Genomic DNA, 26,431 nt, shown 5'->3' with positions numbered 1-26,431 from the left:
ATGCCTTGGTTTAAGAGCGTTTCTCAATGCACTCTATAAGCTTAATTCGACGTGCATCTGCATTAATGATTTTAAATTCTAAAGAACCAATAGTTATGGTTTCTCCACGTGTAGGTAAGTAACCAAAACTGTTCATCACGATTCCACCAATCGTATCATAGGTATCATTGCTAAAATTAGTGTTCAGTTGTTCATTAAATTCGTCAATTGGCGTATGTGCTTTAACAATATAGTGCCCATTGTCATGAGTTTTAATGTAGGCATCTTCATCGATATCGAATTCATCTTCAATATCACCAATGATTTGTTCAATTATGTCTTCAATGGTGACAAATCCGGAAACCTCTCCGTATTCATCAACTACAATAGCCATATGATTTTTATTGCTGCGAAATTCACTAAGCAAACTATCAAGGCGTCTGCTTTCAGGAACAAACGTGACTTGTCTACAAATATCAAGTAAATCAAAGGAGTTGCGGTTATCAGCTTGATTGCGTAGTAAGTCTTTGGCATGCAATATACCGATGACTTCTTCTCCATTCCCGTCAGTTACTGGAAAGCGTGAATGCCCCGTTTGAGTCACTGTTTTAATAATGTCGTTGTATTCATCATCTTGTTTGAAGCAAACCATTTGGTTTTTCGGCAACATGATGTCACGAACACGCATTTTCGAGAAAAGAATAGCGCCTTCAATCATCCCTAACGTTTCTGAATTGATAAGGGAGCGAATTTGAGCATCTCTTAATAAACTAACTAGCTCTTCTTGATTTTGTGGTTCACCTTGTAAAAAATGTTTTAAGCGCGCAAACCACGAATTACCATCTTCCTCTTTAGTCAAGTTGATTACCCTCTGCATCGTAAGGATTAGTATAACCTAATTCTGCAAGCAATTTGATTTCAATGGCTTGCATCACGCTTGCATCATCATCCTTAATATGATCATAGCCTAATAAGTGCAGTATTCCATGAATCAGTATTAAGCTCCAATGAGCATCTAATGTTTTATTGAGCTCTTTGCATTCTGCGAGTAATACCTGTGGGCAAATAATTACATCGCCTAAAAGCGGGCATTCCAGTTGGATTTCCGGGGGTAATTCACTTGGAAATGACAGAACATTTGTGGGCTTATCTTTTTTTCTGTACGTATGGTTTAACTGAGTGATTTCTTCTGAAGTAACAAAGCGAACGGTTAGCTCAGCCTCTTTTTTGTAATCCCTCAATGCGAGTGAGGCCAAACGCGTTATTTGACCCTCATCCATTACCAGAGGCTCATTTGTTGCATTTTGAATATCTATGTAATAAGTCATCATAAATTATTTAGTTTTTCCTGTTGAGTCACGATCATAGCAATCAACAATTTTTGATACCAGAGGATGTCTTACCACTTCACGACTGGTGAATGTGTGAATGCTAATTTCTGGAATTTTTTTGAATAATCCTACTGCATGGGCGAGTCCTGAATCAATACCTCGAGGCAAATCCACCTGGGTCATGTCCCCGGTAATCACTGTCTTAGAACCAAAGCCCATACGCGTTAAAAACATTTTCATTTGCATCACAGTAGTATTTTGGGCTTCATCAAGGATGATGAACGATTCATTTAATGTACGTCCACGCATAAAAGCCAATGGCAATACTTCAATGATATCGCTTTGAATGAGCTTTTGCGTCTCTTTAAAACCAATCATTTCATATAATGCATCGTAAATAGGTCTTAAATAAGGAAGTACTTTTTCTACTAAATCACCAGGCAGAAAACCAAGTTTTTCTCCTGCTTCGACCGCTGGTCTTACAAAAATAAGTCGTTGCACTTCACCTTTTTCAAAGGATTGAATGGCTTTCGATACGGCAAGATAGGTTTTACCCGTTCCTGCAGGGCCTACTGCGAAGGTAATGGCATTACGATCAATAGAATCAAGAAAAGCAGCTTGCTTGTCGTTTCGTGCAGTGATTAGTTTACGCGAGAGCTTGACGTGGTGAGTCATCGCTTGTTGGTCATCCTCAAACATATATCGATAAAAAATAGGCTAAGTCTAAACTATAAATATAGTGCAGAACGCTTCTATTTTGCAAGTGGGGAACTTGGTGGCATGATGTTTTTGATTGATTTAAGGTCAATTGGTTTGTAATTTGCTCGCAAATATTGTCTTAAATTACCGCGGTATCCATAAGTCCGTAATAATAAGCAGGCTCAATCTCTCTTGATTTCTTCAACGATGAGCGCATAATGATATTCCTTAAAAATCAAGGAGTGATCGTTAATGGCTCGTTCTATGGGGAAAGCATTCAGACAGGCAGTGCAAGACAATAAGCCTTTACAGGTGCTCGGTACAATCAATGCCTATTCTGCAATGCTGGCGCAATCTTCAGGCGCACAGGCGATTTATCTTTCAGGTGCTGGCGTTGCGAATGCTTCTTATGGAATACCTGATTTGGGAATGACCGGTTTAGTCGAAGTGCTTGAAGATGCTCGCCGTATTATGGAAGCCTGTTCTTTACCACTTCTTGTTGATGTAGATACAGGATGGGGGCATGCATTTAATATTGCGCGAACCATTAAGCTGATGGAAAAAACGGGTGTTGCCGCAATACACATTGAAGATCAGGTCCTGGCAAAACGATGTGGGCATCGACCCAATAAAGCGATTGTTTCCATGAAAGAGATGGGGGACCGCATTAAGGCGGCGGTGGACGCCCGCCAAGACACTGATTTTGTTATTATGGCGCGAACAGATTCTTATGCCGTTGAAGGCATGAATGCCGCAATTGAGCGTGCGCAGCTTTGTGTTGAATTAGGCGCGGACATGATTTTCCCTGAAGCAATGACTACTTTGGAAGAATATAAAACCTTTAGTAACGCAGTTCATGTGCCAATCCTTGCTAATATTACTGAGTTTGGTAAGACCCCATTATTTACTCGTGACAAGTTAGCCGGAGCGGGTGTTTCTTTAATTCTATATCCATTAAGCGCGTTTAGAGCAATGTCTCAAGCTGCTTTAACTACTTATCAAGCAATTCTCCAGCAGGGTACACAACAATCTATGCTGGACAAAATGCAAACTCGTGAAGAATTATATGGAGTTCTTGGTTATCACCTTTACGAACAAAAACTAGACCAATTGATGGAGGAAGACGACAATGAGTGTTAAAAGTGGCGGTTTAGCCGGAATTATTGCTGGGGAATCAGCTATTGCAACAGTTGGGCTGGGAAATGGTTTGAATTATAGAGGTTATTCCATTGATGATTTAGCAGAGCATGCTACTTTTGAGGAAGTTGCTTATTTATTAATCTATGGTAAGTTGCCAACGCAGAGCGAGTTGGATGCCTATACGAAGAAAATTATCGGTTTACGCACTTTGCCTGATGCATTAAAAACTGTATTAAAAATGATTCCTAAAGATGCCCACCCTATGGATGTATTAAGAACAGCTTGTTCTTTCTTGGGGAATATTGAACCAGAAAATAATTTTTCTGAAGAACACCAAATCGCAGATCGCCTTTTGGCTTTATTCCCTGGCATGATCTGTTATTGGTATAACGTTCATTTTAAAAATAACGAAATATCAGGGTTAAGCGAAGAGTCTACCATTGGCGGGCATTTCCTTGCTTTATTACATGGTCGTAAGCCAAGCCAGCTTGAGGCCGACATGATGGGTGTTTCCTTGATTTTATATGCGGAACATGAGTTTAATGCGTCAACTTTTGCTGCGCGCGTGACTGCTGCAACACTTTCTGATTTTTATTCGGCTATTGTTAGTGCTATTGGTACTCTACGTGGACCTTTACATGGCGGCGCGAATGAAGCTGCAATGGGAGTCATCGAACGTTTTAAAACTCCTGATGAAGCAGAAGCTGGCTTGAAAAAAATGCTGGCAAATAAAGAATTGGTTATGGGCTTTGGTCATCGAGTTTATACAACCAGTGATCCACGTTCTGATATTATTAAAAAGTGGTCATTCCGTTTGGGTGAAGAAAAGAAACAGCTTGATTTGTACCATGTTTCTGAGCGCATCGAAGAAGTGATGTGGCAAGAGAAGAAATTATTCCCAAATCTCGATTTTTACAGTGCTTCTGCGTACCATTACTGTGGAATTCCGACCTTCTTATTCACGCCAATTTTCGTGATGTCCCGTATTACTGGATGGGCTGCCCATGTATTTGAACAACGGGCGAATAATAAATTAATCCGCCCTTCATCAAAATACACTGGTCCAGAGCCTAGAGAATTCCCTGCAATTAATACTAGAGGTTAATATGAGCAGTTATGTAGAAGATAATGTGAAGCCTGATTACGATCAGGTGATTATTGATATTGCTGATTATGTGTTAGATAAAAAAATTGATAGCGTTGTCGCTTATGAAACAGCACGTCTGTGTTTAATGGACACTTTAGGCTGTGGCATCTTAGCGCTTAATTTCCCTGAATGTACTAAATTAATGGGACCAATTGTTCCTGGTGCTACTTTAGCGGGGGGCGCACGTGTTCCTGGAACCTCTTATGAACTGGATCCTGTGCAAGCAGCGTTTAATATTGGCGCGATGATTCGTTGGTTGGATTTTAACGATACATGGCTAGCGGCAGAATGGGGGCATCCATCGGATAATTTGGGCGCTATTCTTGCTGTGGCTGACTATATGTGTCGACAAAATTGCGTTCAAGGTAAGGCACCCATTTTAATGCAAGATGTTCTTACTGCAATGATTAAGGCACATGAAATTCAAGGTTGTCTGGCTCTTGAAAACAGCTTTAACCGTGTTGGTTTAGATCATGTCATTTTAGTCAAAGTTGCCAGTGCTGCTGTTGCGGCTTTGTTATTTGGCGCAGATAGAGACATGATGTTAAGAACCTTATCTCAGGTATTCGTTGACGGTCAAAGTTTAAGAACTTACAGACACGCTCCCAATGCGGGTTCTCGTAAATCTTGGGCAGCAGGAGATGCAACATCGCGCGCGGTGAGACTGGCTTTAATTGCCAAGCATGGTGAAATGGGTTATCCCAGTGCTTTAAGTGTACCTACCTGGGGCTTTTACGATGTTTTATTTGGTAAGAAACCATTTAAATTCCAGCGTCCTTATGGAAGCTATGTGATGGAAAACGTGCTGTTTAAATTATCTTATCCTGCGGAGTTTCATGCACAAACAGCAGTTGAGTGTGCGGTGGCATTACATCCTCTGGTTAAGGAGCGATTTGATGATATTGCACGAGTTGAACTAGTTACTCATGAATCAGCGATTCGTATTATTAGTAAGCAGGGCGCACTTCATAATCCAGCAGATCGTGATCATTGCTTGCAGTACATGGTTGCTATAGGTCTATTATTTGGTGATTTAACCGCAGAGCATTATGAAGATGATGTTGCAGCAGACCCACGCATTGATGCGTTACGCGCGAAGATGCATGTGACTGAGAATGAGCGTTTTTCACGCGAGTATCATGATCCTGAGAAGCGTTCAATTGCCAACAGCATCAAATTAGTGTTTAAAGATGGCACTGAAAGTAAATTGATCACTGTTGAATATCCCATTGGCCACAAGCGTCGACGTGAAGAAGGTATTCCAGTTCTGTTATCTAAGTTCAAAAAGAACTTGAGCACCCAGTTTAGTGCTGATCGTGTGGAACAGATAACAAAGGCAATGAGTGATACTAATTCTTTAGCCGTCATGAAGGTTGAAGATTTTATGGCAATGTGGAAGTTATAGGTAGAAACGTATCTCGTTTGCAAGCAAACGAGATTAATTCATGCTAATTTATATCCCGTCATTGCGAGGCACGGAACCTTGGGTTGCTTTACTTCGTTCGCAATGACGAGAGGGTTTAAATTGAAGGGAATTACTCATTCTGTGAATGCTGGTCACGCCTTAAATCTTACGCTGTAAACCGGCTGAGGCGAGTATTTTGGTCGAAATTTCCTCAATTGAATACTTCGTTGAGTTAATGTAAGGTATTTTCTCTTTTTGATACATCGCTTCAACTTCAGCTACTTCCAAACGACATTGATCCGCAGAGGCATATTTACTATTAGGTCTGCGCTCTGAACGGATTTGCTGTAGGCGTGGCACATCAATAGTTAGACCAAAGAGTTTATGCTTATAAGGCTTAAGTATCTCAGGCAATTTAAAGCCGAGCATTTCTTCATCGGTAAATGGATAGTTCGCTGCCAAAATTCCATACTGCAATGCCATATACAAGCAACTTGGCGTTTTGCCGCAGCGTGAAACCCCAATGAGAATAACATCGGCTTTCTCATAACCTCGTGTTTTAACGCCATCATCATGAGACAGAGCAAAATCTATCGCTTCCAAGCGGTGAAAATATAATTGATTGTCAACCACACCATGAGTTCGTCCTACGGTATAAGATGATTTCTCATTCAACTCATTTTCAAGAGGAGCAATAAACGTGTTAAATAAATCAAAAACACAGGCTTTAGCTTCTTTAAAAAAATGGCTACGTATTTCTCGGTTAACAAGGGTCATAAACACTAGTGGTTTACTACCCTGTTCCTCGTAAGCTTTATTAATCTGTTGTACTACTTTTTCCGCTTTTTCCATCGAATCTATGTAGGGAATTGTCTGGCGTTCGAACGAAATATTATCAAATTGACTGATCAAGCTGTTCCCAAGTGTTTCTGCGGTGATTCCCGTTCCATCAGAGAGCATAAAAACATGGCGTTTCATCATTTACCTTTTAATGTGAATAGGGTTAATTCATTTTAAAATGAATTGGTTAATATCTCCAGCAGGTGTACATATTTATATGCATCTGCTATCTTTAATTTAAATGGATAATTATTTATCAGAAGGTGGTTATGGAACCAAATCGTTTTGGGGGTCACAATAAGCTGTTTATTTTTGGGATGATCTGCCTGACTACAAGCCTAGGCTTATTCTTTTTTAGCCTATATCTTTTGCCTTATTTTTTCTTTGAATGGAGTTACAATATTCCAGATTTTATTTTAGATTTGATGGCAAAGTACCAAGATGATTATCAGTATACTGCTGCAGGAAGTAAGACGCTTATCTGGTTAATGTTTTTTATACCTTGCCTCATCACTGGGATAATTTCTTATTTTATTTCCCGCTATTTTGATCAACAAATGTATGGTCCTGAAATTAATCCAGAAAAAGAGCAGAATAAGCAGCCAGGCGAATTACAAAGAGAAATTAAAGAGTCCGCTACCTTAGGGGGCAAAATTCTTGGATTAATGATTGTTATCGTGGTACTTATATTTTTGCTGCAATATGTTATTCAATCAACTTCCTAGCAGAGGATGACAGGAGTTATTTATGTTTAATCAATGGAAAATTAAAAGAATTGTAAAAAAGATAAAAGCATTGCAAGCAAATCGCGTCAATAACCAACCCGGTGATGACGTGATAAAAAAGGAAATTGCTTATTATTTTGAATTAGCTGAAATCTATAAAAAGATGAAGGGCTGCAAGAAATTTCCTTATGCACGAATCATGTATGAAGAGTGCTTGCGAGCGGCAACGAGCATTGATGATGCGCAAGCCAATTATCTATTAGGAAAAATAATTTTGGATGAGGCGAAATTCAGAGAGCAGCTGGAAATAGATGGTGTTTTCAAAAGCGAATCTAATAGTAAAAGTTGTCAGCGACTTTATGAACAAGCGCATGCTTATTTATCTGCGGCAGTCAATTTAGGTCATATTGAAGCCAAGAGATTGAAAGGTTTGTGCTTTATTAATGGCTGGGGAATCGGGGCTGATAAAAAAGCAGGTTTTGATTTAATTGTAGCGAGCATTGAGCAAGAAGGCTCTTGGGATAGAGTGCCGCAAATTTTCGCTGCTATGGGGCTTAACAAGCCTGAATTTTTCTCCGAAATAATGCAACATCGAAAGGGTGGGTGATGTAATTACTCATCTATGGCTTTGAGTCGTGGTATACTTAAATAAAAATTAGCTTAGGTGATGCGATATGCCCTTAAATCCACTAGAAGTTATAGACATGCTCAGTAAATTGTATCCCCAGCAAGAAAGTGATACTAAAAAACAGCAGAAAATGGCTGAGCAGCAAGAAATAATGAACCGCATGAAAATTGATAACGATAATTTTTTTGCGCAACTCAATAGATTATTTTTAGAGCAGCTGAGTGCGGAGCGCTTAAAAGCTGAGCTTGAAGAGGCGGCGAAACAAGCTGGATTTGACAATCTGAAACATGCATTAAACTTTGCGCAAAATAAATTTGGACAAAGCCCATTACAACAGGCATTCCAACAGCAAGAATTTAGCAAAGCCAACCAGCTGATGGATTATGGTGCAGAAGTTGGTCCTGTTGAACGAGGCGCATTTAATGTGGCCTTAGATAGTGAGGCAGCTACAGCATCTGGATTTCAACGCCCTTCTGCTAAAGGAGCAGAAGAACTTCATCCTGTTAAACACTTCGGACTTACTCTAGGGGTTGAGATGATGAGTAAGGATGGTACTTTTTCTCAGCTTGCTGACATTGGTCCATCTTACAACGTGATGTCACAATCTGTTGCGCAATATGCGGAACGAGATCCTAAATTTAAAGAAATTTCTGAGGCATTTGATTTTTCTAATAAAACGGCAGCTTTTTCTGCGAATACGCCTGGAAATTCACATCAAGCTAGCGAGCAAATGGCAGAGCGTATTAGTCAGGGTAAGATTACAACCATTCCTGTTTCTTGCGTAGGGCATGCAATGGGACTATCGGTAGTTTCTGATGGCCCTGGTTCTAAATCTGGATATATGGTTTTTACAAACCGTGGTGTTGGTGCAGATAACCCTGGAACGCAAATTTATCGCATCGATGATTTGAGTAAGGTGGATAGTAAGTTTATTAATTCGATGATGAATGGGCATGCTAAGGGTCAATCTCATGATGCCATCATGACGCAGATTCATAATGTTGCGGGTAATAAGCCACCAATACATGAGATTGATCAAAAAGGGCAAAAATGCGAAAACTGTACAATTGCTAATCCACGTGCCAATATCCATGGTATTCTTCTTTGTCAAAAGGCAGCAGAAAAGGGTGGTTTTGATCAATTAAATGCTCAGGATCATCAGAATGCCAAAATAGATTATAAAAAATTTAGTAATGGAATGAGAGCGGATAAGGTTGATGAACTCGTTTCAGCCATGGCAAAAAATCCTAAAGATGAAGATTTGTCTAATATGGCGAAAGAATATTTGAAACAACACGCGCATAAGAATAGTGATGCGGCTAAAGACATTAAAGAGAAGCTCGAAGGTGCGTTATCGCGTTCTGCCGATTCACGAGTACAAAATGAGCAAAATTACGAACCACCAATGTCAGCGCCACGTTGATGTTAGAATGTTGATGATGTTAGTCATCTGAACACCATAAGGAATCTCCTGAATCAGGCATAAGTGCTCTGTGTAAGCACAAGGCCACATTCAGGAGGCCCATTTTTTTAAACCAAATAGTTATCCTGAAATAATATAGCATTCCTATTTTCACCAACAAGGGATCCTCTTTTTAATCAAGATCAGATCTTTATTGTGTCAACGACACAGCCTGGCTATGGCAATAAGTAGCAAACCAATTTAGCCTATACTTTATAAAGCTACTAACACTAAAACACTGGCCACATGAGGAGCTCATGATGAAACGAATGCTGTTAGGTAGTATCGGTCTTTGCATGATAACCCAGGCTTTTGCAGTTGAACTTTCAGGTCCAAACAAAACATTATTACCATCTCCGTATCCGGTATATGTTCTTAAAGACGCAGGTGTCGTAAATCATTCTTATCCTGGAGCAACTCAAGTTCTTCTGCCCACAGATAATACTTATACCGGTGAGCCAGGATGTTATATTGCCTGTTACTCACATTCCCCTGGACTTTATATAGTTTCACCAACGATTTCGGTAATGGGACAAATTCGAGTGCGTGGTAAGTATATGATTCGTATTTGTAAACCTGAAGGTTATCAAAATATGGATATTAGTAAATCAGATCAATTAAAGGGGTTATGTACAGAAAAAATTAAAGGTTGCGGCAATAATTTATGCTGGGCTGGCGGCGATACAGGTGGTTGGTTTGGTATTCAATAACAGCTTGTTTGATTTGAAAGCATGAACCTAAAAGCAGAAGTTAAGAGCTTTTTCATAATCTGTTAACAGAATTATCCACAGATTTTGTGGATATCTTTTTATGAAAATAAATAAAGAAATAGGACTCTAATACCTATAGACACAGTATTTTCATTTGTTTTAATTTTTTATTGAGTTTGAGAAGAAGTGCGTTTTAGAAAATTATCCACAAGGATAATTGGGGGCTGGAAAAAGAATTCTTGGGTATAGTAACAAAAAATAAAATGAAAAGACAGCTTGATTTTATGTTTTTTTGTACTATAAGCACGGCTATCCTAATAGCTCATATGTAAATCCCTTCTGAACAAACAGCAATAAATCAATCAGATAGGTTTCTGAACAGCAAATCGCTTGCAACTTGGCTTTCTATAATAAAGTGCTATCATGAAAGAAGAAGCAACTGGAAGCTACCTGAATAATAAGGAAATTTTCATGTTAAGACGCGACATCTCAACAACGAATGTATTAATTGCTGCGGCTGGTGGAATGGTAGGTTCTGGATGGCTATTTAGTCCCTATATTAGTGCACAAATAGCGGGTAGTAACTCATTAATTTCTTGGGTTATTGCTGCCTTTTTTATGCTGTGTATTGCGCTGCCGCTTTGTGAATTAGGCACTATGTTTCCCATTTCTGGCGGAATGTCTAATTATCCTACATTTACTCATGGGAACGAGGTTGGATTTTTATTTGCCTGGACTTCATGGCTTTCTTATGTAGTTATGACCCCCATTGAAATTCAAGCCATTCTCCAATATGCCAGCCATTTCTTCCCCATATTGGTCGCGGGAAACTCCGTTAGCTTACAGCTTTCAGCCTATGGTTATGTTGCGGCTGTTGCGATTATGCTCTTTGTCGTGTTTTTGAATTCCTACGGGATTAAATTACTGGCTGAATGTAATAAATACGCCAGCATTATCAAATTTATATTACCTAGCATTGCTATTATTTCCTTTTTTCATATAGCACCCTCAATGAGTAATGTCTCTGTTAATGTATCGGATAAAGCCAGTTGGGTTGCTATTTTTGCCGCACTTTCAGAGGGTGGGGTTGTTTTTGCCTTTACCGGTTTTCAAAATGGTCTAGTGCTTGCTGGCGAAGTTAAAAACCCACAACGCAGCATTCCTATTGCGATTTTAGGAGCTGTCCTAATTGGTTTTCTTTTGTATTTTTTACTGCAATTAAGTTTTCTTGTCGCGATTCCGCAGCAATATCTGAGCCATGGCTGGTCAGGTTTATCATATCCTGGGGACAGTGGTCCTTTAGTGGGGTTAGCGCTGCTTTTAGGGCTGGGCGTGGTTGCTACCTTGCTTATGATTGATGCTTCCTTTTCGCCTTTTGGCACTGCATTAGTCTATGCAGCGGCAACCTCGCGTATTCTCTATGGAATGGCTCAAAATGGGCATTTGCCGAAGATTTTTTTAAAAGTGAATCGCCATAAAATTCCTTACATCACCTTATATGTGAATTTAATTGTTGGCATGCTGTCTTTTTTACCCTTTCCAGGATGGCAAAAACTGGTGGCCTTTCTTTCATCTGCCAGCATTCTTTCCTACAGTATTGGACCGATTTGCCTATTAGCTATGCGTAAATTACAACCGGAAAGCTCACGCCCATTCAAGCTATATGGGGCATTGATTTGTTCTCATGTTGCCTTTTATTTTTGTAATTTAATGTTGTACTGGTGTGGTTTTGCAATTATTTGGAAACTTGATGTGGCTTTATTGTTCGGTTTGGTTTTGTATTTTATTGCGCATCGTAGAATCTCTTTTGATAATGGCGTTCTCATGGGATGGTTCTTCTTGTACATGGGAAGCATGCTTGTAATTTCTTACCTAGGCTCCTTTGGGGGGATAGGGGTACTTCGTTTTCCTTTTGACTTACTCTGTATTTTCCCTTTGAGCATATTTATTCTTTGTTTGTCACAGGCTTTGTTAACGCCTGTTAACCATAAGCATGTAGTCAGTGATCTGGATGGGGCAATGGACCTAAAAAAGAATGAAGTGATGATTTAAGAGATCATCACTTGCACTTCATTGCAGAATCAGAGAAGCTATATGCCCAAATCGTCATGCATTAAAGGGGAATTTCAGTGCGCTATTTTAACTACACGTGGATCAGTGCCGTAGCTCTTTTCAATCAGACCTTATTTGCACAGCCATTAACAGCAAAAATTGATGAAATCATCGACCAACAACTACCAAGGGCAACTGTGGGCGTACTAATTAAAGATGCGCAAACAGGAGAAGTTATTTACAGTCGCAATGCAAATAAATTATTAAGTCCTGCAAGCAGTACTAAACTTTTTACAGCTGCCGCTGCTCTATATTATTTGAAACCGGATTTCCGCTTTTCAACAACCTTAGCCCAGAAAGGACAAAATTACTATCTTACCTTTACTGGTTCACCTTCACTTACGGCAGATAATCTCGCTGCCTTAGTGGCAAATTTGAAAAAAAATAATATCAAAGTTATTCAAGGCAATATTGTTATTGATGCAAGCCAATATCCTGCGCCTTATTACCTGAATGGTGATTCTTATGATGATTTAGGCTGGGGGTATACTGCACCAGACACGGCTGTTGTATTAAATGAAAATGCAGAGCGTTATGAGTTAACCAGTGCCCCAACATTGGGGGGGGACACCCAGATTAAACTGAAAGTCAGCTCAAAACCCAATGCGAAGCCTGCAATCAAAGCATTAACATTGATTAATGAAGTGGTCACGGTGAGCAAAGAGGAAGAAAAAAATCATTGCAGTATGCATATTGAAATTAAAGGGAATAATACTTTGCGGCTTTATGGTTGCATGGTTCAAGATAAAAATCCCAAACTCCTTGAGTTTGCTATTCCGGAACCAGTTTTATTTGCGAAACAGGTCATACAAACAACCTTGAAAAAAGAAGGGATTGTTCTTAATGGTAAAATTATTACCGGTACGACCCCGAAAGATGCTCGGGTAATTGAAAGTTATCAGTCCGGAGATTTATCTAAACTGCTCAAACACATGCTGCAAAAATCAGATAATTTGTATGCGAACAGCATTAGCCGAAAATTAGGCTATTTGTTAACTGGAAATGGTACGCATAAAGAAGCTATGTTTGCGATGAAAAAAATTATTTCCGAACATACTCACTTGGATATGAAACAGATGGAATTAGCTGATGGTGAGGGTACTCGTTATAATTTAATCGCAGCAGAGCAATTTGTTGATTTATTGACGCAGCTTTACCAGGATAAGAAACTGCAATCTGCCTTACTTAATGCATTGCCACAATCAGGGGTTTCAGGAACGCTGCAATGGCGAATGCACGACAGTATTCTTAATAAAAAAGTGTTTGCGAAAACAGGCTCAATGCATGATCTATCATCCTTATCGGGTTTTATTATTAATCCTAATGCGAAGTCCTTTGTATTTTCCATTATTAGCAATGGCGTTGGAAAATCGAATGCTAAAGCCAAGGCTTTGGAAGAAAAAATACTGTCAACGGTGGATGAATATTATCTTGAGCACAGTAGTAGAGTGGTAACACGATAATGGAAAAACTATTTTCTTATGGAACGTTGCAGTATGAGGCCGTGCAATTAGCCAATTTTGGCCGTAAATTGGAAGGTGCGCCAGATAGTTTACTTGAATTTGAACTGTTTTTATTAACAGTTAGTAATCCGGATGTTGTGGCCACCAGTGGGGAGGCGGATCATCCGGTGATTCGTTATACAGGACGCACTTCAGATAAAGTCGCGGGTATGGTTTTTGAGTTGACCCCTGAGGAGTTGGAGCAGGCGGATATTTATGAACTTGCTGATTATAAACGGATTAAAGTTCAACTTACTTCGGGGGCGTTTGCTTGGGTTTATGTGGGGGCGGATGCTAGGGAGTAGTTGCAGTCAGGTTTTGATCCCCTATTACGCCTACGATTCTGTGTTTTGAATTTCGCTTTAGGTCTTACCTTCTCGAATTACCGCGGCTTGACCGCGGTATCCATAAGCTCGGAGTGATAAGCAGGATACCGCGAATTCGATCTTCTTTTTAGTGGGCGACTCTATTTTCGTCTTTAACCCATCTCAGCATCAGTGCACCGATAATTTGGAATAAAGGTAACACGGCTAAGGCAATATGATAGCTGAACAAAGAGAAATCATGCGTAGCTCCTGTGGTGCTGAACATATCCAATAAGCTACCTATTGCTGGCTCAACAATCGCATCTAAAAACGCATCACTGGCATTGATTAATGAGGTGGCTGTTCCTGCTAAATGCAGTGGATTTAACTCTTTACCAATTACAAACACAATTGGGAAGGCGCCTAAACTAAAGCCAAACATAAACAACAAAATGCTGAGTAACCAAATTGGCATAGGGTGCGCGTAGATTACCAAGGTGATGCATAATGCAGAAACCAGGGTGCTATACATCATAAAGGCACAACGATTCCGCACGCGATTTGCAAAAAGAGCGAATAAAGGGCATGAAATTGCTAAACCGATAAATACCATTGATATAAGACTAGGAGCAATAAGCGCGTCTAGATTATATGCTTTTTGCAGAAATGGATTACCCCATAAACCACAGAAAATTACAATGGGAGAGAATGCCAAGCCGCTGTATGCGGTTAATAACCAGTTTTGTTTATTTTTTACAATGGAGAGTATGTCACTCCATAGATTCTGGTTTTCCGTGCTTGCTGTGCTAGTAGTTTCTGCATTGGGCTTATCTTTAACAATGAGTAAGAACAAGGCGGCTAAAACAACTCCGATCCACGCTAAATTCGATAAACTTCCGCGCCAACCTATTTGATTAACCAGCCAAGCAAGAGGCATTTGACCACATACTGCACCGATCATTCCCGAAGCAACTAATAGGGAGGTAAGAAGGGCATAGTATTTTTTATCAAACCAGACTGCTGCGAGTTTAAAGTAAGCAATACTGGCAAAGGATACGCCAACGCCAATAAGTGCACGTCCCCAAATCGCACTATTTAAATGCTCAGCTTGAGCAAAAACAAAAGTACCAAGAGCACAGCACAGAATGGCTGCAGAGGTTACCCAACGGGTTCCATAGTGATCCAGAATAATACCAACAAACAAAGGAACAATGAGATAAGTCCAGAAATAAACCCCTGAAAGTACGCCAAGCCCCAAGCCGTGTAAGTTAAATGCATCCATTAATTGAGGAGCCATTACACTGGGGAAGTTTTGTAGTACGTATTTATAAAATAAAAAGGCGGAGCATAAAATAATAACGAAAACTGCACGAGTTGTATTTGTTTTTGTTTTTTTGGTGTTCAGTGTTTGCGCATCACATGTGGATTCCATGGTGCCTCCTCTAAATAGTTAATCTCTAATTGGTTGATTATTCTTCATCCTCCCTAGAGAGGCCGAATAATCAAGGACATAACTCTAGGGCTGGGAGAGGTAGAGAATGACGACGACCACAGAAATCACAACAGAAGAAATAGCAATAGACAACAACACAGCGGGGCTGTTTACAAAAAGTTGTTGTTGTTGAAAATCGGTCATTTATTTTTCAGTGTGTAGAATTAATTTGATATTAAGCGATACTACCCTTAATTTGGATTAAATGTCAAATGTTCTTTAGAAAACATAAGATTGGAGTACTAACGCTCATGTGTGGTTTATTCAATCGTAATTACTGCCGCCCCTGTAAAGCGCCCATGACGCAAATCATCAAGTGCTTCATTGGTTTTAATCAAGGGGTAGGTATGAACTTCAGTTGTTACAGGAATGGTCGGCGCTAAAGATAAAAACTCTTTACCGTCCTTGCGAGTTAAATTGGCAATAGAGCACAAAGTACGCTCTCCCCAGAGAATATCATAAGGGAAACTGGGAATATCACTCATGTGAATCCCAGCACAGACCACAATCCCCCCTTTTATCGTATGACTTAAGGCTATGGGAACTAAGGCGCCAACGGGGGCAAAAATAATTGCGGCATCAAGAAGATGAGGGGGCATTTGATTGGAATCTCCAGCCCAATTAGCACCTAACTGATAGGCAAATTTTTGAGCTGCATAATCACCTGGACTGGTAAATGCATAAACATTTCTTCCTTGTTTGCGTGCGACTTGAATCAGTATGTGTGCGGCTGCGCCAAAACCGTATAAGCCTAAATGCTCAGCTTGCGCTGTTTTTAATAGAGCGCGATAACCAATTAAGCCAGCACAAAATAATGGTGCTGCCTGATAATTTGAGTAGCCTTCTGGTATGGGGAAACAAAATCCGTGGTTAGCAACGCAGTATTCCGCAAATCCCCCATCAATTTGGTAGCCTGTAAACCGGGCGCGATTACATAAGTTTTCGCGCCCGGTTAAACAAAATTGGCAGGTCTCACAGCTGCCTCCTAGCCAGGGGACTCCAATTCGCTGGCCAACTTGAAACTCAGTAACTTCTGAGCCTAATTGTTCAATTGTTCCTACGATTTGGTGTCCAGGGATAAGCGGTAATTTAGGGTTGGATAATTCACCATCGACAACATGTAAATCAGTTCTGCAAATTCCACAAGCGCTCACTTTAATTAATACCTGGTTGGGAGCGGGAGTTGGTTTAGCTACTTCTTTATACACTAGTTTTGTTAAGGCTTTTTCCAAAATCATTGCATACATCGAGCTTATCCTTTATCCATAGACTACATTAAAATGTAGCACTTTATCGTCCACTTTGCTCAAATGATATCAGGTTTTTTGCGCTTGACAATTATTACCAATGTAGCAATATTAACTAATATGAATGGCTGTTGCTATTGTTAATGAATACCTTTATATAAGGACGAAAAGGATGAGCTACATTGAAAATCGTGTTTTTGATGAAATTTCTATTGGTGATTCAGCGTGCTTAAAGCGTACATTAACACAAAAAGATATAGAGCTTTTTGCGGTGATGTCGGGGGATGTGAATCCTGCGCACGTTGATGCTGAATACGCTAAAACAGATATGTTTCACAAAATCATTGGGCATGGGATGTGGGGCGCATCATTATTATCTACCGTTTTAGGGACTGAATTGCCAGGACCTGGGACCATCTATTTAGAGCAAACTTTAAAGTTTGAATCGCCAGTAGGCATTGGTGATAGCCTCACGGTAACTTTGACGGTTACTGATAAGGTTCGAGAAAAAAATATTGTGGTGCTCGATTGTATTTGCGTCAATCAACTAGGCAAAACCGTGATTAGCGGTTATGCCAAAGTTATTGCGCCTACGGAAAAAATAAAAAGAAAACGAATGGCACTGCCTGAAGTGGAGTTTAAAGAAGAAAGGGCCCATTGGTATCAAAATTTAATGGCAGTAAAAAACCAATATAAACCATTAATTACCGCCGTAGTACATCCAGTTGATGCCCTTTCACTAACCGGAGCAATTACTGCAGCTCAGGAGGGTTTAATTACCCCGATATTAATTGGCCCCAAACAAAAAATCCTGGATGCGGCAAAAGAAGCCAATTTGGATATTTCTGACTATGAGATTGTTCCTACAATGCATAGTAATGAAGCAGCGGAAAAAGCTGTGGAAATGGCGAGAAAATGTTTAGTTGAAGCCATTATGAAAGGCAAACTTCATACTGATGAGCTGATGATGCCTATTGTAAGCAAAAATAGTGGGTTGCGCACCGCGCGACGTATGAGTCATGCTTTTTGCATGGATGTACCAAATTATCCTAAACCAATCTTTTTGACTGATGCGGCAATTAATTTATTCCCAAATTTAAAAGATAAATGCGACATAGTGCAAAATGCGATTGATCTGTTTAGCACGTTAGGTTTTGGTGTGCCTAATGTAGCTATTCTTTCTGCTGTAGAAACAGTTAATGAAAAAATTCCTTCTACACTTGATGCTACAGCCTTATGCAAGATGGCTGAACGTGGGCAAATTAAAGGAGGGGTTCTGGATGGTCCTTTAGCATTTGATAGTGCGATTTCTATGGATTCTGCACGCGAGAAAGGAATCTGTTCACCGGTTGCCGGACAGGCAGATATTTTAGTGGTACCAGATGTTGAGTCTGGAAATATGTTGTATAAACAAATGAGTTATCTTTCCGGAATTGAGGCGGCAGGAATTGTAATGGGTGCGCGCGTACCGATTATTCTCACCAGCCGTGGTAGTGATGAATTATCACGTAAAGCGTCCTGCATTATGGCACTTCTCTATGTTCGTAGAAAAACGGACGGAGTTAAATAGTATGGATAAGGCGATTTTGGTTCTTAATGCTGGCTCTTCCAGCATTAAATTCGCATTGTTTACTTGCGCTGATTTAAAATTACTTTATCAGGGTAAGATTGGGTCTATATTTGATAAGCCTCAATTTATTGCTTATAGCTCCCAACAAGGGCAAATTATCAATGAGCTCGTGTCTTTTCCTGGATATGAACCTTGTTTGGCGCACTTATTCGATTGGTTTAGCGGATTGCCTCATCGCTTTGTTTTAAGTGCTGTGGGGCATCGCGTGGTGCATGGGGGGAACATTTTTCAAGAACCATGTTTAATCAATGAAAAGATTACGGCACAGATTGATTCGCTAACACCGTTGGCTCCTTTGCATCAACCACTGAATGTGGCGGCAATCAATACGGTTAGTAAACTGTATCCAACTTTGCCTCAAATTGCTTGTTTTGATACGAGCTTTCATCGTACACAAGACAAACTGGCAACCTTATTTGCTATCCCACGAGAATTGACTGCGGAAGGAATTGTTCGTTATGGATTCCATGGTATTTCTTATGAATATATTGCTTCAGTATTACCAAAGAATATAGGTTCTAAAGTCATTGTGGCGCATTTGGGTAATGGGGCTAGTCTTTGCGCGATGCATCAGGGTCAAAGTATGGCGACATCTATGGGATTTACTGCTTTGGACGGTTTGATGATGGGGTCACGTTGTGGAACGATTGATCCCGGAGTACTGTTGTACTTGCAGCAAGAAAAAATGTATACAGTGAAGGAGGTTAATGATCTTTTGTACTATAAATCTGGCTTACTTGGTGTTTCGGGAATTAGCTCAGACATACACGATTTAGAGCTTAATCCTGATCCATGCGCCATGGAGGCAGTTGATTTATTTAGTTACCGTGTAGCTCAGGAAGTTGGTAGGTTGCTTTCAATATTGCAGGGATGTGACGCGATTATTTTCACTGCGGGTATTGGTGAAAACTCAGCCGTAGTGAGAAAGAAAGTATGTGGGCGTTTGCATTGGCTTGGGGTGCGCATGGACGAAGAAGCAAATCTTAATAATAAGTACGTGATCAGCACCCCTAATAGTAAGGTCTACGTGGGTGTTATTCCTACGAATGAAGAATTAATGATTGCAACGCATGCAATGAACTGTCTTTTGCGTTGTGCTTCGGGTAAAAAATAGACAATGAATAAAACTTAAATTAAACTTAACGATAATTTAATTGGTAAGTGTTCACAAGGGGTATATTTGCATACCTGTGAAGGCTTATTGTATAAGGTATGCCATCATGTCTTCTACGCCTAAGAGTAATCAAATGTCATCTAAAACAATGTATCTTCAAGAGGCTATCCAAGAGTCCCAATCAACTCATCCCGAAGATTCGCCGCCCATGCTGCTTTGCCCTATTAGTGGTGACTTCATGAAAAAGCCGGTTATTACCCCGGAGGGAAAGGTTTATGATGAGACATTTATCCTTATTCATTTAGCAACGAAAAAAGAAGATCCGTTAACGCGTAATGTATTAAAAGCAAAGGATCTTAATGATTTTTCTGAGTTATTAGGGCCTATTAAAGAGTTTACGAAACGTAAAGAAGAGTATGAGAAAAAGAAAGAGGGCTTTATTCAGCAAGTTAGGCAAATTGTCCATCAAAATGGAGTGCTTCCAGAAAAGCCTGCATTGTTTTTATGCCCGATAAGTCATGAATTGATTAATAACCCAGTCATTACATCGAAAGGAAAGGTATACGATCGTGATTCGTTAACCGCCTATCTTCATAAATCTCAAGGTAAAGATGAGACAGGGGTAGCCTTATCGTCAAATGATTTTGTAGCATTTACAGAATTTAAAGAGCAATTAAAAGTTTTTCAGTTTTATTTAACAAAGCAACAACATCAAAAAGTGGCAGAACCTAAATTATCGAGAAGTCCTTTTAGTATGTTTAATAGTTTCTTCTCATTTCTGTTTGGGAGTGATGAGTATTCCGAGGACAAGACGAAAGACGATAGTTCTAGCTCTAACCCCAGGGTTTAGTGTTTAATATGATCATTCTGATCGATTTTACTACATATAGGGAATTTAATTGTTAAGATTTAGCTAAGTTCTTAATCTTCCTTGCCAAATTGGTCTCTTTTTCGACTACTATATAGATAGTTAATTCATTATTTGGGCAACAATTATGAATCATAGAGACCTTGAAAAATATATTATTCAGTTCAAAGAAGACTTAAAAATTGCGGATACTTGTAAGAATATAAGAACAAGTATTCTTGATGCGATTACACAGGGTGAGTATTTTTCTCCTGAACTGGCTACTTACTTTGTAAGGGATGATGAAAAAGCTCCATTTAAGGTTTCCTCAACTGACCCATCACAAGTTGCGGTTCTTAAAAAACTGCTTAATGCCTTGGAAAATGTTGAAAAGGCAATCTCCAGAATTGAACATCTTGATATTAAACGAAATAGATACAAAATAGGTATTTATAAAGATCTCGTTAAAGCCGGATATAATGCGGTGCATGAAGTCGCTGCGGCACTGGAATTAATTAACCACAGTAGTTCTGATATTCAAGAAATTGTGGCCCCACATATCAAAGATCTGATGCCGAAAATGGCTGTTGCGGCTAATGCTTTAGGACAATTTACTCCATCAAAACCCGAAGAAAGTGCGGGTGCACTTCTTGCTGGAGTAATACAACAGCTTCCACATACCAAGCATACCAAAGAGCAAAGTCTTGAAAATTTAAGTACGTTTATTTTTGATTTACCTCGCCGTTTTGAGGCCTTGCAAAAACTTGTGGCAACAGGCGCTTCAGGTATTGCAACCAAGTCAATTACTAGTCCAGAAGACTATCAAAAGGCAATGATTCAACGAGCAAATGAAACCAAAGAGTACTTTGAAAAATTAAGTACTAAAAGTGGTATCTTGGGATTACCTAGTTATATTGGAGTAATACGTAAGCTAATTGCTCACAGTACGGATCTGGTAAATACGGCAGCCCCATTAACAAAACAAGCTTATTTGGATGCCGCAGATAAACTGAATGAAATTAAACATGATTTATTGCCTCAATTACTTGCTGAATTAGAAAAAATTGAGGAAGGAATGAGTTTAAAACCAGGAACCCTAACGGATCCTGTTTTGGAGCAAATGAACACTTATTATACTCAATTAGCTACTCAAGTTGAAGCGATTGCTCAAACAGCAGGGGTATTGGATTCCGCCACTGAATATATGGATTCAAACTTAGGCACTCTGGTGCGTTATTTGGTCAAGGATAAGGGTTCGTTGGATGTAGGTGAGAAAATCAAGCCAATTGAAGGCTTAACGGTCATGATGGATGAGCGATTTGTTGAAAAACGAAAAGCAAATCAAGCTACTCGATTGAACGAAGCACGATTTGAAGCAGAAGATAATACTGCCAAAGAGGCTGCAACGCGCTTTTTTGACCGACTTAATTCATACAACAGTATTCACCAGGCTTTATGCAAGTGGAGCTTAGCTAATGTCTCTCAAACTGAACGAGAATCATTTTTAGCTGATTACAAACAGTTTCAACCTCATTTTGCTGCTATGCATCCAGGTGTTGATAAACTTATTGTTGATGCATTAACACTACCTACAGGAACTAATATCGTCTCCAGATTATGGAGTTCTGAATACAAACAACTGTATGGTTCAAATCATTTTTCTAAAGTATTAGCATGCAAAAATGATGTGATAGAACATATTGAGCAGAGTAAAGCGCAAGCAGATTTCAAAGCTAGACTTATTGATAATACAATGAGCCACGCTGAAGAGGTTGCTTATGAGACGAATGATAAGACAACGAAGTTAAGCACTTCCGTGCAGCCTTATGTACCTCATGTCCTTCATTTTGAAGAGGGCAAACCTGCTGAGCATTATCATAAACAAGGTATTGTCGCGGCAAATCACGTCACGAAATTAGAACAGGCTCGTGATGGGGTGAAACAATTCTTCGATTATTTAAGAGAATATGCGCAGCAAGGTGAGCCACCAAGAAATACTGTAAATGATGAGCCTTTGTTCAAGTCATTAACTGCAGAAGATAAAGAGTTTTTGCGTGTTCAATATAAAAAGTTTCAACCTCAGTTGGTTACGATGGGGTCTGCATATGAGCGTCTTAATGAGCAGTTAGTTGCTATTTTAAATTCCTCAACACCTCATGATCCTAAAGATCCTCCTTTGTATTTAGCTCATGTGATCCAGCAGGATACGTTAATCGATGGCAAGTTAGTCGTACTAGAAGCTAAGGCCAAACAAGATAGAAAGACATATCTTGACAAGGAACAAGCACAAAAGAAAAAAGAGGTTACCTCTGAGCCACTTACCGCTAAAGGTGAGGAGGTTGGTAAGAAAACATTGTTTGGAATGCTCAGTGAATTAAAGCTTTCTCAATCAGTGGATAACTTTTTGCAGGATAAATTCCAAAATTATTTAAAAGAGAATTTATCGCCAGAGGTATGGAAGCAGCTACCTAAAGAAATAGGCACTGATAAACTTGATTTGGATCCAAAAAATCTACCTTACACGCCTCTTCATAAAGATAGCGAAGAAGTAGTAATGTACAAACAGCTAATCAACTCGCTGCATTACATGCGTGTTGGTTTGAAAGAGCTTGAAGCATTAAATAACACGGCGGATTCTACGAATATTTTCACGCGTGCTTGGCATCTGTGGGGGGCTTTTAGCGCTTTACTCCAAAATATTAATACGAGTAAATTCCATTTGCTTGAAGCTGCCGGAAATCCTGGATTGAAAGCGATTCTTCACGAAGGGCTTGATTTACTTGAGCCTATAAAAAATATTCCTATCTTGGGTGATTACGTAAAAGAGCCTATGGCGAAAAGTGGGGACTATTTAAACGCTCCTAATGAAGCCTCTCAGATTGATGTGATTCAGGCTTGGAAAGATCAGCAAAAAATTGTAGAACGAGGCTTAGCAGATAGAGCTCCATCTGAAACGACGGTTGCTATTGCCGTGGAAGAGCAAGGACCTGAAGATGGTCCTGAGCCTAAACCAATCTCATATGTGCAATTAATTGCAGAAAAACTATATCAATTGCCTGTAGCTCTTAATCGCCTTAATGGCGTAGATGATGTTTCTTTAGATTCCAAAGAAGAGGTAAACAAGCAAATTAAAAGTTTTGTTGATGGTTTAAATGGCCTGTCATTTGGTCCTGGCACAGCCAATAAAGTATTAAATACCATTGCTAAGTTCCAAATGCAGGTTTCAGAAATTGGTGCTCTAAGCCATGCTTTAGCGCTGGCTCGTTTGAAAGAAATTCGCTCTGAATTTGGTGCTATTTTTATGGAAGCTGCGGATAGTGCCGAGTTTCATTTAGGCTTAAAACCAGGGGCCTACTCTGATGTTGTTAAGGAGCGTTTTGACCGATTCTACGAGGCACTTATAGTCAATGTGTCTACTGAGTTTAAAAAGGACCAGGATGGACTTGCATTGCTCTTGGATCTTTCTGATAGTCAAAAACGTTTAACCAGAGAGGAAAATCGAAAAAAAGACGTTGATGCTACGAACTTTGCTGAAGTGGCTCAAGGAATGTTAACGAGTGCAAATTATAATGAGCTCGCCAAACAAATTAGTGCTTTTGATAATCTTGCAGAGATTAGTGCTTTTGATAATCTTCCAGAGATTAGTGCTGAATCTGACGTTCCTAGCTCTGCACTTACTAATGATTTTCCAGAGTTACAAGAAAAAGCATCAAGAGCTTATGATTTGATCCAACTTTTGTTAGCTGAGGTTGATCCAAAATTTACAGCAGATTTTATTGATAATGCTTATGATGAATCGAACTTACAGGGCTTGTTGGAGCAAGTAATCGCTGTACAAGATCAAGTGTTTAAACCAACAACTACATTTGAACAGTTCCAGCTTTTCGTAAGAGAGTCTGATTTTAAGTCAGAAGAGGATCAGAAAAAGTTTTTAGAATATTATGTAGAATTTCAGCCTTATCTTAGAAAAATAGATTCGCTATATAATTTTAACTCTTATTTAAGGGAGTTGCAGGATCCTGCGGATTTCAAAGCTCAAGGGAAAAAAATCGTTGCGGAAGCTCCTAAATTGCAGGAGCTAATTCAAGGGCTTGCGGATGCAAAAGAGCTAAAACTGAAATTATGTGATGAACGTATTAATCATCTTCATGGCATGATCAAGGCACAACAAGAGGTTATTGGCCCCCAAAAAATCGAAGCATTTAAAGAGAAGTTTTTTAGTAACTATGTAAATGCTAATTTAAAAAGATTAGAGGCTGAACTTGGTTCTCATGCAGAAGCATTTTTTGACTATATTTTGCCTGAAATTTCTAAGAAAAAAGCGGAAATAGTTGCGGGCATTGATATTAACCTTGATATGGAAGCCGTAATCACGCAGCGAATAGATGATGCTTCTAAGATTACTATTAGTGAGCAAAAAGAATCATTCAAGTCAGTATTGTTTGAACAACAGGTGCAAGAGGCAGTTAAAAGATCAGAAGGAGAATCCTTAGGTTTTTATACTGAGGTATTTCTTAAAGAGATACAACCTGATTATAAGCAAGCAAAAACAGTAGCTCTTAATGGCATTGAGTTCAATGAGAAGATGGGAGAGAAGATTGCATCCTCCGTGGGTACGGTTGTTCCTCTTGTGCTTGATATAAATAAAAATATGCAAGAGGCTTTATCTAAGTTAAATAAAACCTTGGATAAAGTTAATGAATTGATTAAGCAAGAACAAGTTTTTGCAGATAATAATCCTTGCAGAGGAACAAAACTGGCTACGTTAATGAAGGTTAACGATGACTTAACGGCACTTGATTTGAGCGGGCAAGAAAATAAAGTCGATTATATAAATGAGGCTAATGCTCAAGCAGAAAAGACTATAACTGAAGCAGTAAGTTATGATGCGATTATCAACATCTATGATGTACTTAATGAATTAAAAGAAAAGATTGCAACTGAATCAATGGCGCCACTGGAAAAAGAAAAACGACTAAAAGTAATTTCTGCGATTCAAGTAGGTTTAGCTGATGAAACTTCATTACCTTCTGAGCGGTTAGAAGTGGCTTTGAGTAGGTTAAGTGCTGCCTCCGAGCAGAATGTATTAAGAAGCGCTAATCATTATTTGGTTGGAGATGCTTATAAAGGACAACTGTTTGATAATCATTTAAACATTACTCTGGCAGAGCAAATGCAAAAAGAGTTAGGTCCTTATACTACTGCGTTTATCCAAAAGGTAAGCTCTGATTTTATGACTAAAAAATCGGAAATAATTAAGGACTTAGCGGTTGATGATAAAACTGAAGAGCAAATTGCAGAGAAGTCTAAAAAGGATTGGGTTGATGTTTGTTCTAAGAATCAGGATGCAAAAGATTTATGTATTTTATTGAGTCAATCTCTAAAAATAATAAGTCAGGTGATTGAGCAGGAACAGCGTATAAGTAACGCAAATCCAGGTAATCCAGGGCGAGCAGAAAAAATCAGGCAATTGGAAAATTATCAACGTATTCTTAAGGATGAAAATATTCCTAGGCATGAAGGGATGCAGCATTTACAAAGACGCAAGGAAGAGCTACAAGACTTTTTGGCACGCGTACCTCAGTATGACTCGATCATTAAAGTACATGACGGCCTTAATGAGATGAAATCCTATGTTAATAGTAAAGAAACTTCGGTACTGATTAAAGACAAAAAAATAGAAGAAATCTCTAAGATGCAAGCAATGTTAGAGGTCGATTCGAAAGATCCTTCTGAGCGTTTGGCAGAGGTTAAGAGTCATGGTTTGAGTGAGAAGTGCCAGGAAGTATTACATCAAAACTCAGATAATCCGTTTGTTAAGTTGATTAAAAAGTTTGTCTCCTTCTTTACAGGACCATCTCAGGAAGAAACGATGATGTCTTCGTTCAAGCAACGCCTACAAGATATTAAAGTTCCTGCTGTAGAAGCGCCAAAGGAGCAAAATAATATTAATCTTGGGATGTAGTTGGGTGCTTGCAACCAATCTTAAGAGATTTATCGGAGCCGTAGCCCCTATTAGCGCAGCGTAATAAGGGCTACAGTTCTGACGCTCATGTGAATGAACGTACATCTAATTTGCTAGCGTTCTCCCCCGAATATTCTCACGAATTACTGCG

The 26,431-nt window shown here is 39.4% G+C and carries 20 protein-coding genes; 14 read left to right on the top strand and 6 right to left on the bottom strand.

The window, feature by feature from the left end:
• Nucleotides 1-10: 10 nt before the first annotated feature.
• From ACQY7T_RS11895 to ACQY7T_RS11885, 3 genes are read right to left on the bottom strand one after another with little or no spacing between them, the layout of a single operon-like run.
• Entirely contained in the window at nt 11-856 is an 846-nt protein-coding gene (locus ACQY7T_RS11895) for an HlyC/CorC family transporter (protein ID WP_428413698.1), read from the bottom strand.
• Complete coding sequence (ybeY, locus tag ACQY7T_RS11890; protein WP_428413772.1) at nt 831-1,307, bottom strand: rRNA maturation RNase YbeY; 477 nt, start codon at nt 1,305-1,307, stop codon at nt 831-833. Before ybeY ends, ACQY7T_RS11895 begins: the two co-directional genes overlap by 26 nt.
• 6 nt (nt 1,308-1,313) lie before the next feature.
• A complete protein-coding gene (locus ACQY7T_RS11885) occupies nt 1,314-2,009 on the bottom strand; it encodes a PhoH family protein (RefSeq protein WP_428413696.1) in 696 nt (231 codons plus the stop codon).
• A gap of 252 nt (nt 2,010-2,261) precedes the next feature.
• On the opposite strand from ACQY7T_RS11885, the gene prpB reads away from it, so the two are divergent.
• Genes prpB through ACQY7T_RS11870 form a run of 3 tightly spaced genes read left to right on the top strand, consistent with a single transcriptional unit; the run spans nt 2,262 to nt 5,701 of the window.
• Complete coding sequence (gene prpB / locus ACQY7T_RS11880; RefSeq protein ID WP_428413694.1) at nt 2,262-3,149, top strand: methylisocitrate lyase; 888 nt, start codon at nt 2,262-2,264, stop codon at nt 3,147-3,149.
• On the top strand, nt 3,139-4,254 hold the full coding sequence (gene prpC / locus ACQY7T_RS11875) for a bifunctional 2-methylcitrate synthase/citrate synthase (protein ID WP_428413693.1): 1,116 nt from the start codon (nt 3,139-3,141) through the stop codon (nt 4,252-4,254). The genes prpB and prpC overlap by 11 nt, the downstream gene beginning before the upstream one ends.
• Nucleotide 4,255: 1 nt before the next feature.
• Nucleotides 4,256-5,701: a bifunctional 2-methylcitrate dehydratase/aconitate hydratase gene (locus ACQY7T_RS11870; RefSeq protein WP_428413691.1), complete on the top strand. Its 1,446-nt coding sequence runs from the start codon at nt 4,256-4,258 to the stop codon at nt 5,699-5,701.
• Nucleotides 5,702-5,860: 159 nt separating this feature from the next.
• On the opposite strand, the gene ppsR is transcribed toward ACQY7T_RS11870, so the two are convergent.
• Nucleotides 5,861-6,679 (bottom strand): posphoenolpyruvate synthetase regulatory kinase/phosphorylase PpsR, encoded by an 819-nt coding sequence (ppsR, locus tag ACQY7T_RS11865; protein ID WP_428413771.1) that lies wholly within the window; start codon nt 6,677-6,679, stop codon nt 5,861-5,863.
• Between the two features lie 131 nt (nt 6,680-6,810).
• On the opposite strand from ppsR, the gene ACQY7T_RS11860 reads away from it, so the two are divergent.
• From ACQY7T_RS11860 to ACQY7T_RS11830, 7 genes are all read left to right on the top strand, one after another.
• Nucleotides 6,811-7,266, top strand: coding sequence for a hypothetical protein (locus tag ACQY7T_RS11860; RefSeq protein ID WP_428413690.1), 456 nt, complete (start codon nt 6,811-6,813; stop codon nt 7,264-7,266).
• Between the two features lie 22 nt (nt 7,267-7,288).
• Nucleotides 7,289-7,873: a hypothetical protein gene (locus ACQY7T_RS11855; RefSeq protein WP_428413688.1), complete on the top strand. Its 585-nt coding sequence runs from the start codon at nt 7,289-7,291 to the stop codon at nt 7,871-7,873.
• A gap of 67 nt (nt 7,874-7,940) precedes the next feature.
• Complete coding sequence (ankD, locus tag ACQY7T_RS11850; RefSeq protein ID WP_428413686.1) at nt 7,941-9,317, top strand: Dot/Icm T4SS effector AnkD/LegA15; 1,377 nt, start codon at nt 7,941-7,943, stop codon at nt 9,315-9,317.
• A 296-nt stretch (nt 9,318-9,613) separates the two neighbouring features.
• A complete protein-coding gene (locus tag ACQY7T_RS11845) occupies nt 9,614-10,066 on the top strand; it encodes a hypothetical protein (protein ID WP_428413684.1) in 453 nt (150 codons plus the stop codon).
• Nucleotides 10,067-10,537: 471 nt separating this feature from the next.
• Nucleotides 10,538-12,118, top strand: a complete 1,581-nt coding sequence (locus ACQY7T_RS11840; RefSeq protein ID WP_428413770.1) for an APC family permease — start codon at nt 10,538-10,540, stop codon at nt 12,116-12,118.
• 77 nt (nt 12,119-12,195) lie between these two features.
• Complete coding sequence (dacB, locus tag ACQY7T_RS11835) at nt 12,196-13,641, top strand: D-alanyl-D-alanine carboxypeptidase/D-alanyl-D-alanine endopeptidase (RefSeq protein ID WP_428413682.1); 1,446 nt, start codon at nt 12,196-12,198, stop codon at nt 13,639-13,641.
• Nucleotides 13,641-13,985, top strand: a complete 345-nt coding sequence (locus tag ACQY7T_RS11830) for a gamma-glutamylcyclotransferase family protein (RefSeq protein WP_428413681.1) — start codon at nt 13,641-13,643, stop codon at nt 13,983-13,985. Before dacB ends, ACQY7T_RS11830 begins: the two co-directional genes overlap by 1 nt.
• A gap of 148 nt (nt 13,986-14,133) precedes the next feature.
• On the opposite strand, the gene ACQY7T_RS11825 is transcribed toward ACQY7T_RS11830, so the two are convergent.
• Together ACQY7T_RS11825 and ACQY7T_RS11820 are read right to left on the bottom strand one after the other, a co-directional pair.
• On the bottom strand, nt 14,134-15,417 hold the full coding sequence (locus ACQY7T_RS11825) for an MFS transporter (protein ID WP_428413679.1): 1,284 nt from the start codon (nt 15,415-15,417) through the stop codon (nt 14,134-14,136).
• A 320-nt stretch (nt 15,418-15,737) separates the two neighbouring features.
• Nucleotides 15,738-16,724, bottom strand: a complete 987-nt coding sequence (locus ACQY7T_RS11820) for a zinc-dependent alcohol dehydrogenase family protein (RefSeq protein ID WP_428413677.1) — start codon at nt 16,722-16,724, stop codon at nt 15,738-15,740.
• Between the two features lie 172 nt (nt 16,725-16,896).
• Between ACQY7T_RS11820 and ACQY7T_RS11815 the strand changes: the two genes are divergently transcribed.
• The 4 genes from ACQY7T_RS11815 to ACQY7T_RS11800 all read left to right on the top strand — a co-directional run bounded on the left by ACQY7T_RS11815 (nt 16,897) and on the right by ACQY7T_RS11800 (nt 26,280).
• Nucleotides 16,897-18,294: a bifunctional enoyl-CoA hydratase/phosphate acetyltransferase gene (locus tag ACQY7T_RS11815; protein WP_428413675.1), complete on the top strand. Its 1,398-nt coding sequence runs from the start codon at nt 16,897-16,899 to the stop codon at nt 18,292-18,294.
• A complete protein-coding gene (locus ACQY7T_RS11810; RefSeq protein ID WP_428413673.1) occupies nt 18,263-19,468 on the top strand; it encodes an acetate/propionate family kinase in 1,206 nt (401 codons plus the stop codon). Before ACQY7T_RS11815 ends, ACQY7T_RS11810 begins: the two co-directional genes overlap by 32 nt.
• A 106-nt stretch (nt 19,469-19,574) precedes the next feature.
• Nucleotides 19,575-20,318 carry a U-box domain-containing protein gene (locus tag ACQY7T_RS11805; RefSeq protein WP_428413671.1) on the top strand — a complete coding sequence of 248 codons (744 nt, stop codon included), beginning with the start codon at nt 19,575-19,577 and terminating at the stop codon, nt 20,316-20,318.
• A gap of 145 nt (nt 20,319-20,463) precedes the next feature.
• Entirely contained in the window at nt 20,464-26,280 is a 5,817-nt protein-coding gene (locus ACQY7T_RS11800) for a hypothetical protein (RefSeq protein WP_428413669.1), read from the top strand.
• Nucleotides 26,281-26,431: the final 151 nt, after the last annotated feature.

The sequence above is a fragment of the Legionella sp. genome (genome assembly GCF_965140895.1).
GTDB lineage: Bacteria > Pseudomonadota > Gammaproteobacteria > Legionellales > Legionellaceae > Legionella.
This window is presented reverse-complemented; position numbering and strand designations above follow the sequence as displayed.

Coding starts and splice junctions, on each gene's coding strand:
- ACQY7T_RS11825 (WP_428413679.1), bottom strand. CDS start 15,417: ATGGAATCCACATGTGATGCGCAAACACTGAACACCAAAAAAACAAAA.
- ankD (WP_428413686.1), top strand. CDS start 7,941: ATGCCCTTAAATCCACTAGAAGTTATAGACATGCTCAGTAAATTGTAT.
- prpC (WP_428413693.1), top strand. CDS start 3,139: ATGAGTGTTAAAAGTGGCGGTTTAGCCGGAATTATTGCTGGGGAATCA.
- ACQY7T_RS11820 (WP_428413677.1), bottom strand. CDS start 16,724: ATGTATGCAATGATTTTGGAAAAAGCCTTAACAAAACTAGTGTATAAA.
- ybeY (WP_428413772.1), bottom strand. CDS start 1,307: ATGACTTATTACATAGATATTCAAAATGCAACAAATGAGCCTCTGGTA.
- ACQY7T_RS11810 (WP_428413673.1), top strand. CDS start 18,263: ATGTTCGTAGAAAAACGGACGGAGTTAAATAGTATGGATAAGGCGATT.
- ACQY7T_RS11800 (WP_428413669.1), top strand. CDS start 20,464: ATGAATCATAGAGACCTTGAAAAATATATTATTCAGTTCAAAGAAGAC.
- ACQY7T_RS11870 (WP_428413691.1), top strand. CDS start 4,256: ATGAGCAGTTATGTAGAAGATAATGTGAAGCCTGATTACGATCAGGTG.
- ACQY7T_RS11860 (WP_428413690.1), top strand. CDS start 6,811: ATGGAACCAAATCGTTTTGGGGGTCACAATAAGCTGTTTATTTTTGGG.
- ACQY7T_RS11855 (WP_428413688.1), top strand. CDS start 7,289: ATGTTTAATCAATGGAAAATTAAAAGAATTGTAAAAAAGATAAAAGCA.
- ACQY7T_RS11805 (WP_428413671.1), top strand. CDS start 19,575: ATGTCTTCTACGCCTAAGAGTAATCAAATGTCATCTAAAACAATGTAT.
- ACQY7T_RS11885 (WP_428413696.1), bottom strand. CDS start 2,009: ATGTTTGAGGATGACCAACAAGCGATGACTCACCACGTCAAGCTCTCG.
- ACQY7T_RS11815 (WP_428413675.1), top strand. CDS start 16,897: ATGAGCTACATTGAAAATCGTGTTTTTGATGAAATTTCTATTGGTGAT.
- ppsR (WP_428413771.1), bottom strand. CDS start 6,679: ATGAAACGCCATGTTTTTATGCTCTCTGATGGAACGGGAATCACCGCA.
- ACQY7T_RS11845 (WP_428413684.1), top strand. CDS start 9,614: ATGATGAAACGAATGCTGTTAGGTAGTATCGGTCTTTGCATGATAACC.
- ACQY7T_RS11830 (WP_428413681.1), top strand. CDS start 13,641: ATGGAAAAACTATTTTCTTATGGAACGTTGCAGTATGAGGCCGTGCAA.
- ACQY7T_RS11895 (WP_428413698.1), bottom strand. CDS start 856: ATGCAGAGGGTAATCAACTTGACTAAAGAGGAAGATGGTAATTCGTGG.
- prpB (WP_428413694.1), top strand. CDS start 2,262: ATGGCTCGTTCTATGGGGAAAGCATTCAGACAGGCAGTGCAAGACAAT.
- ACQY7T_RS11840 (WP_428413770.1), top strand. CDS start 10,538: ATGTTAAGACGCGACATCTCAACAACGAATGTATTAATTGCTGCGGCT.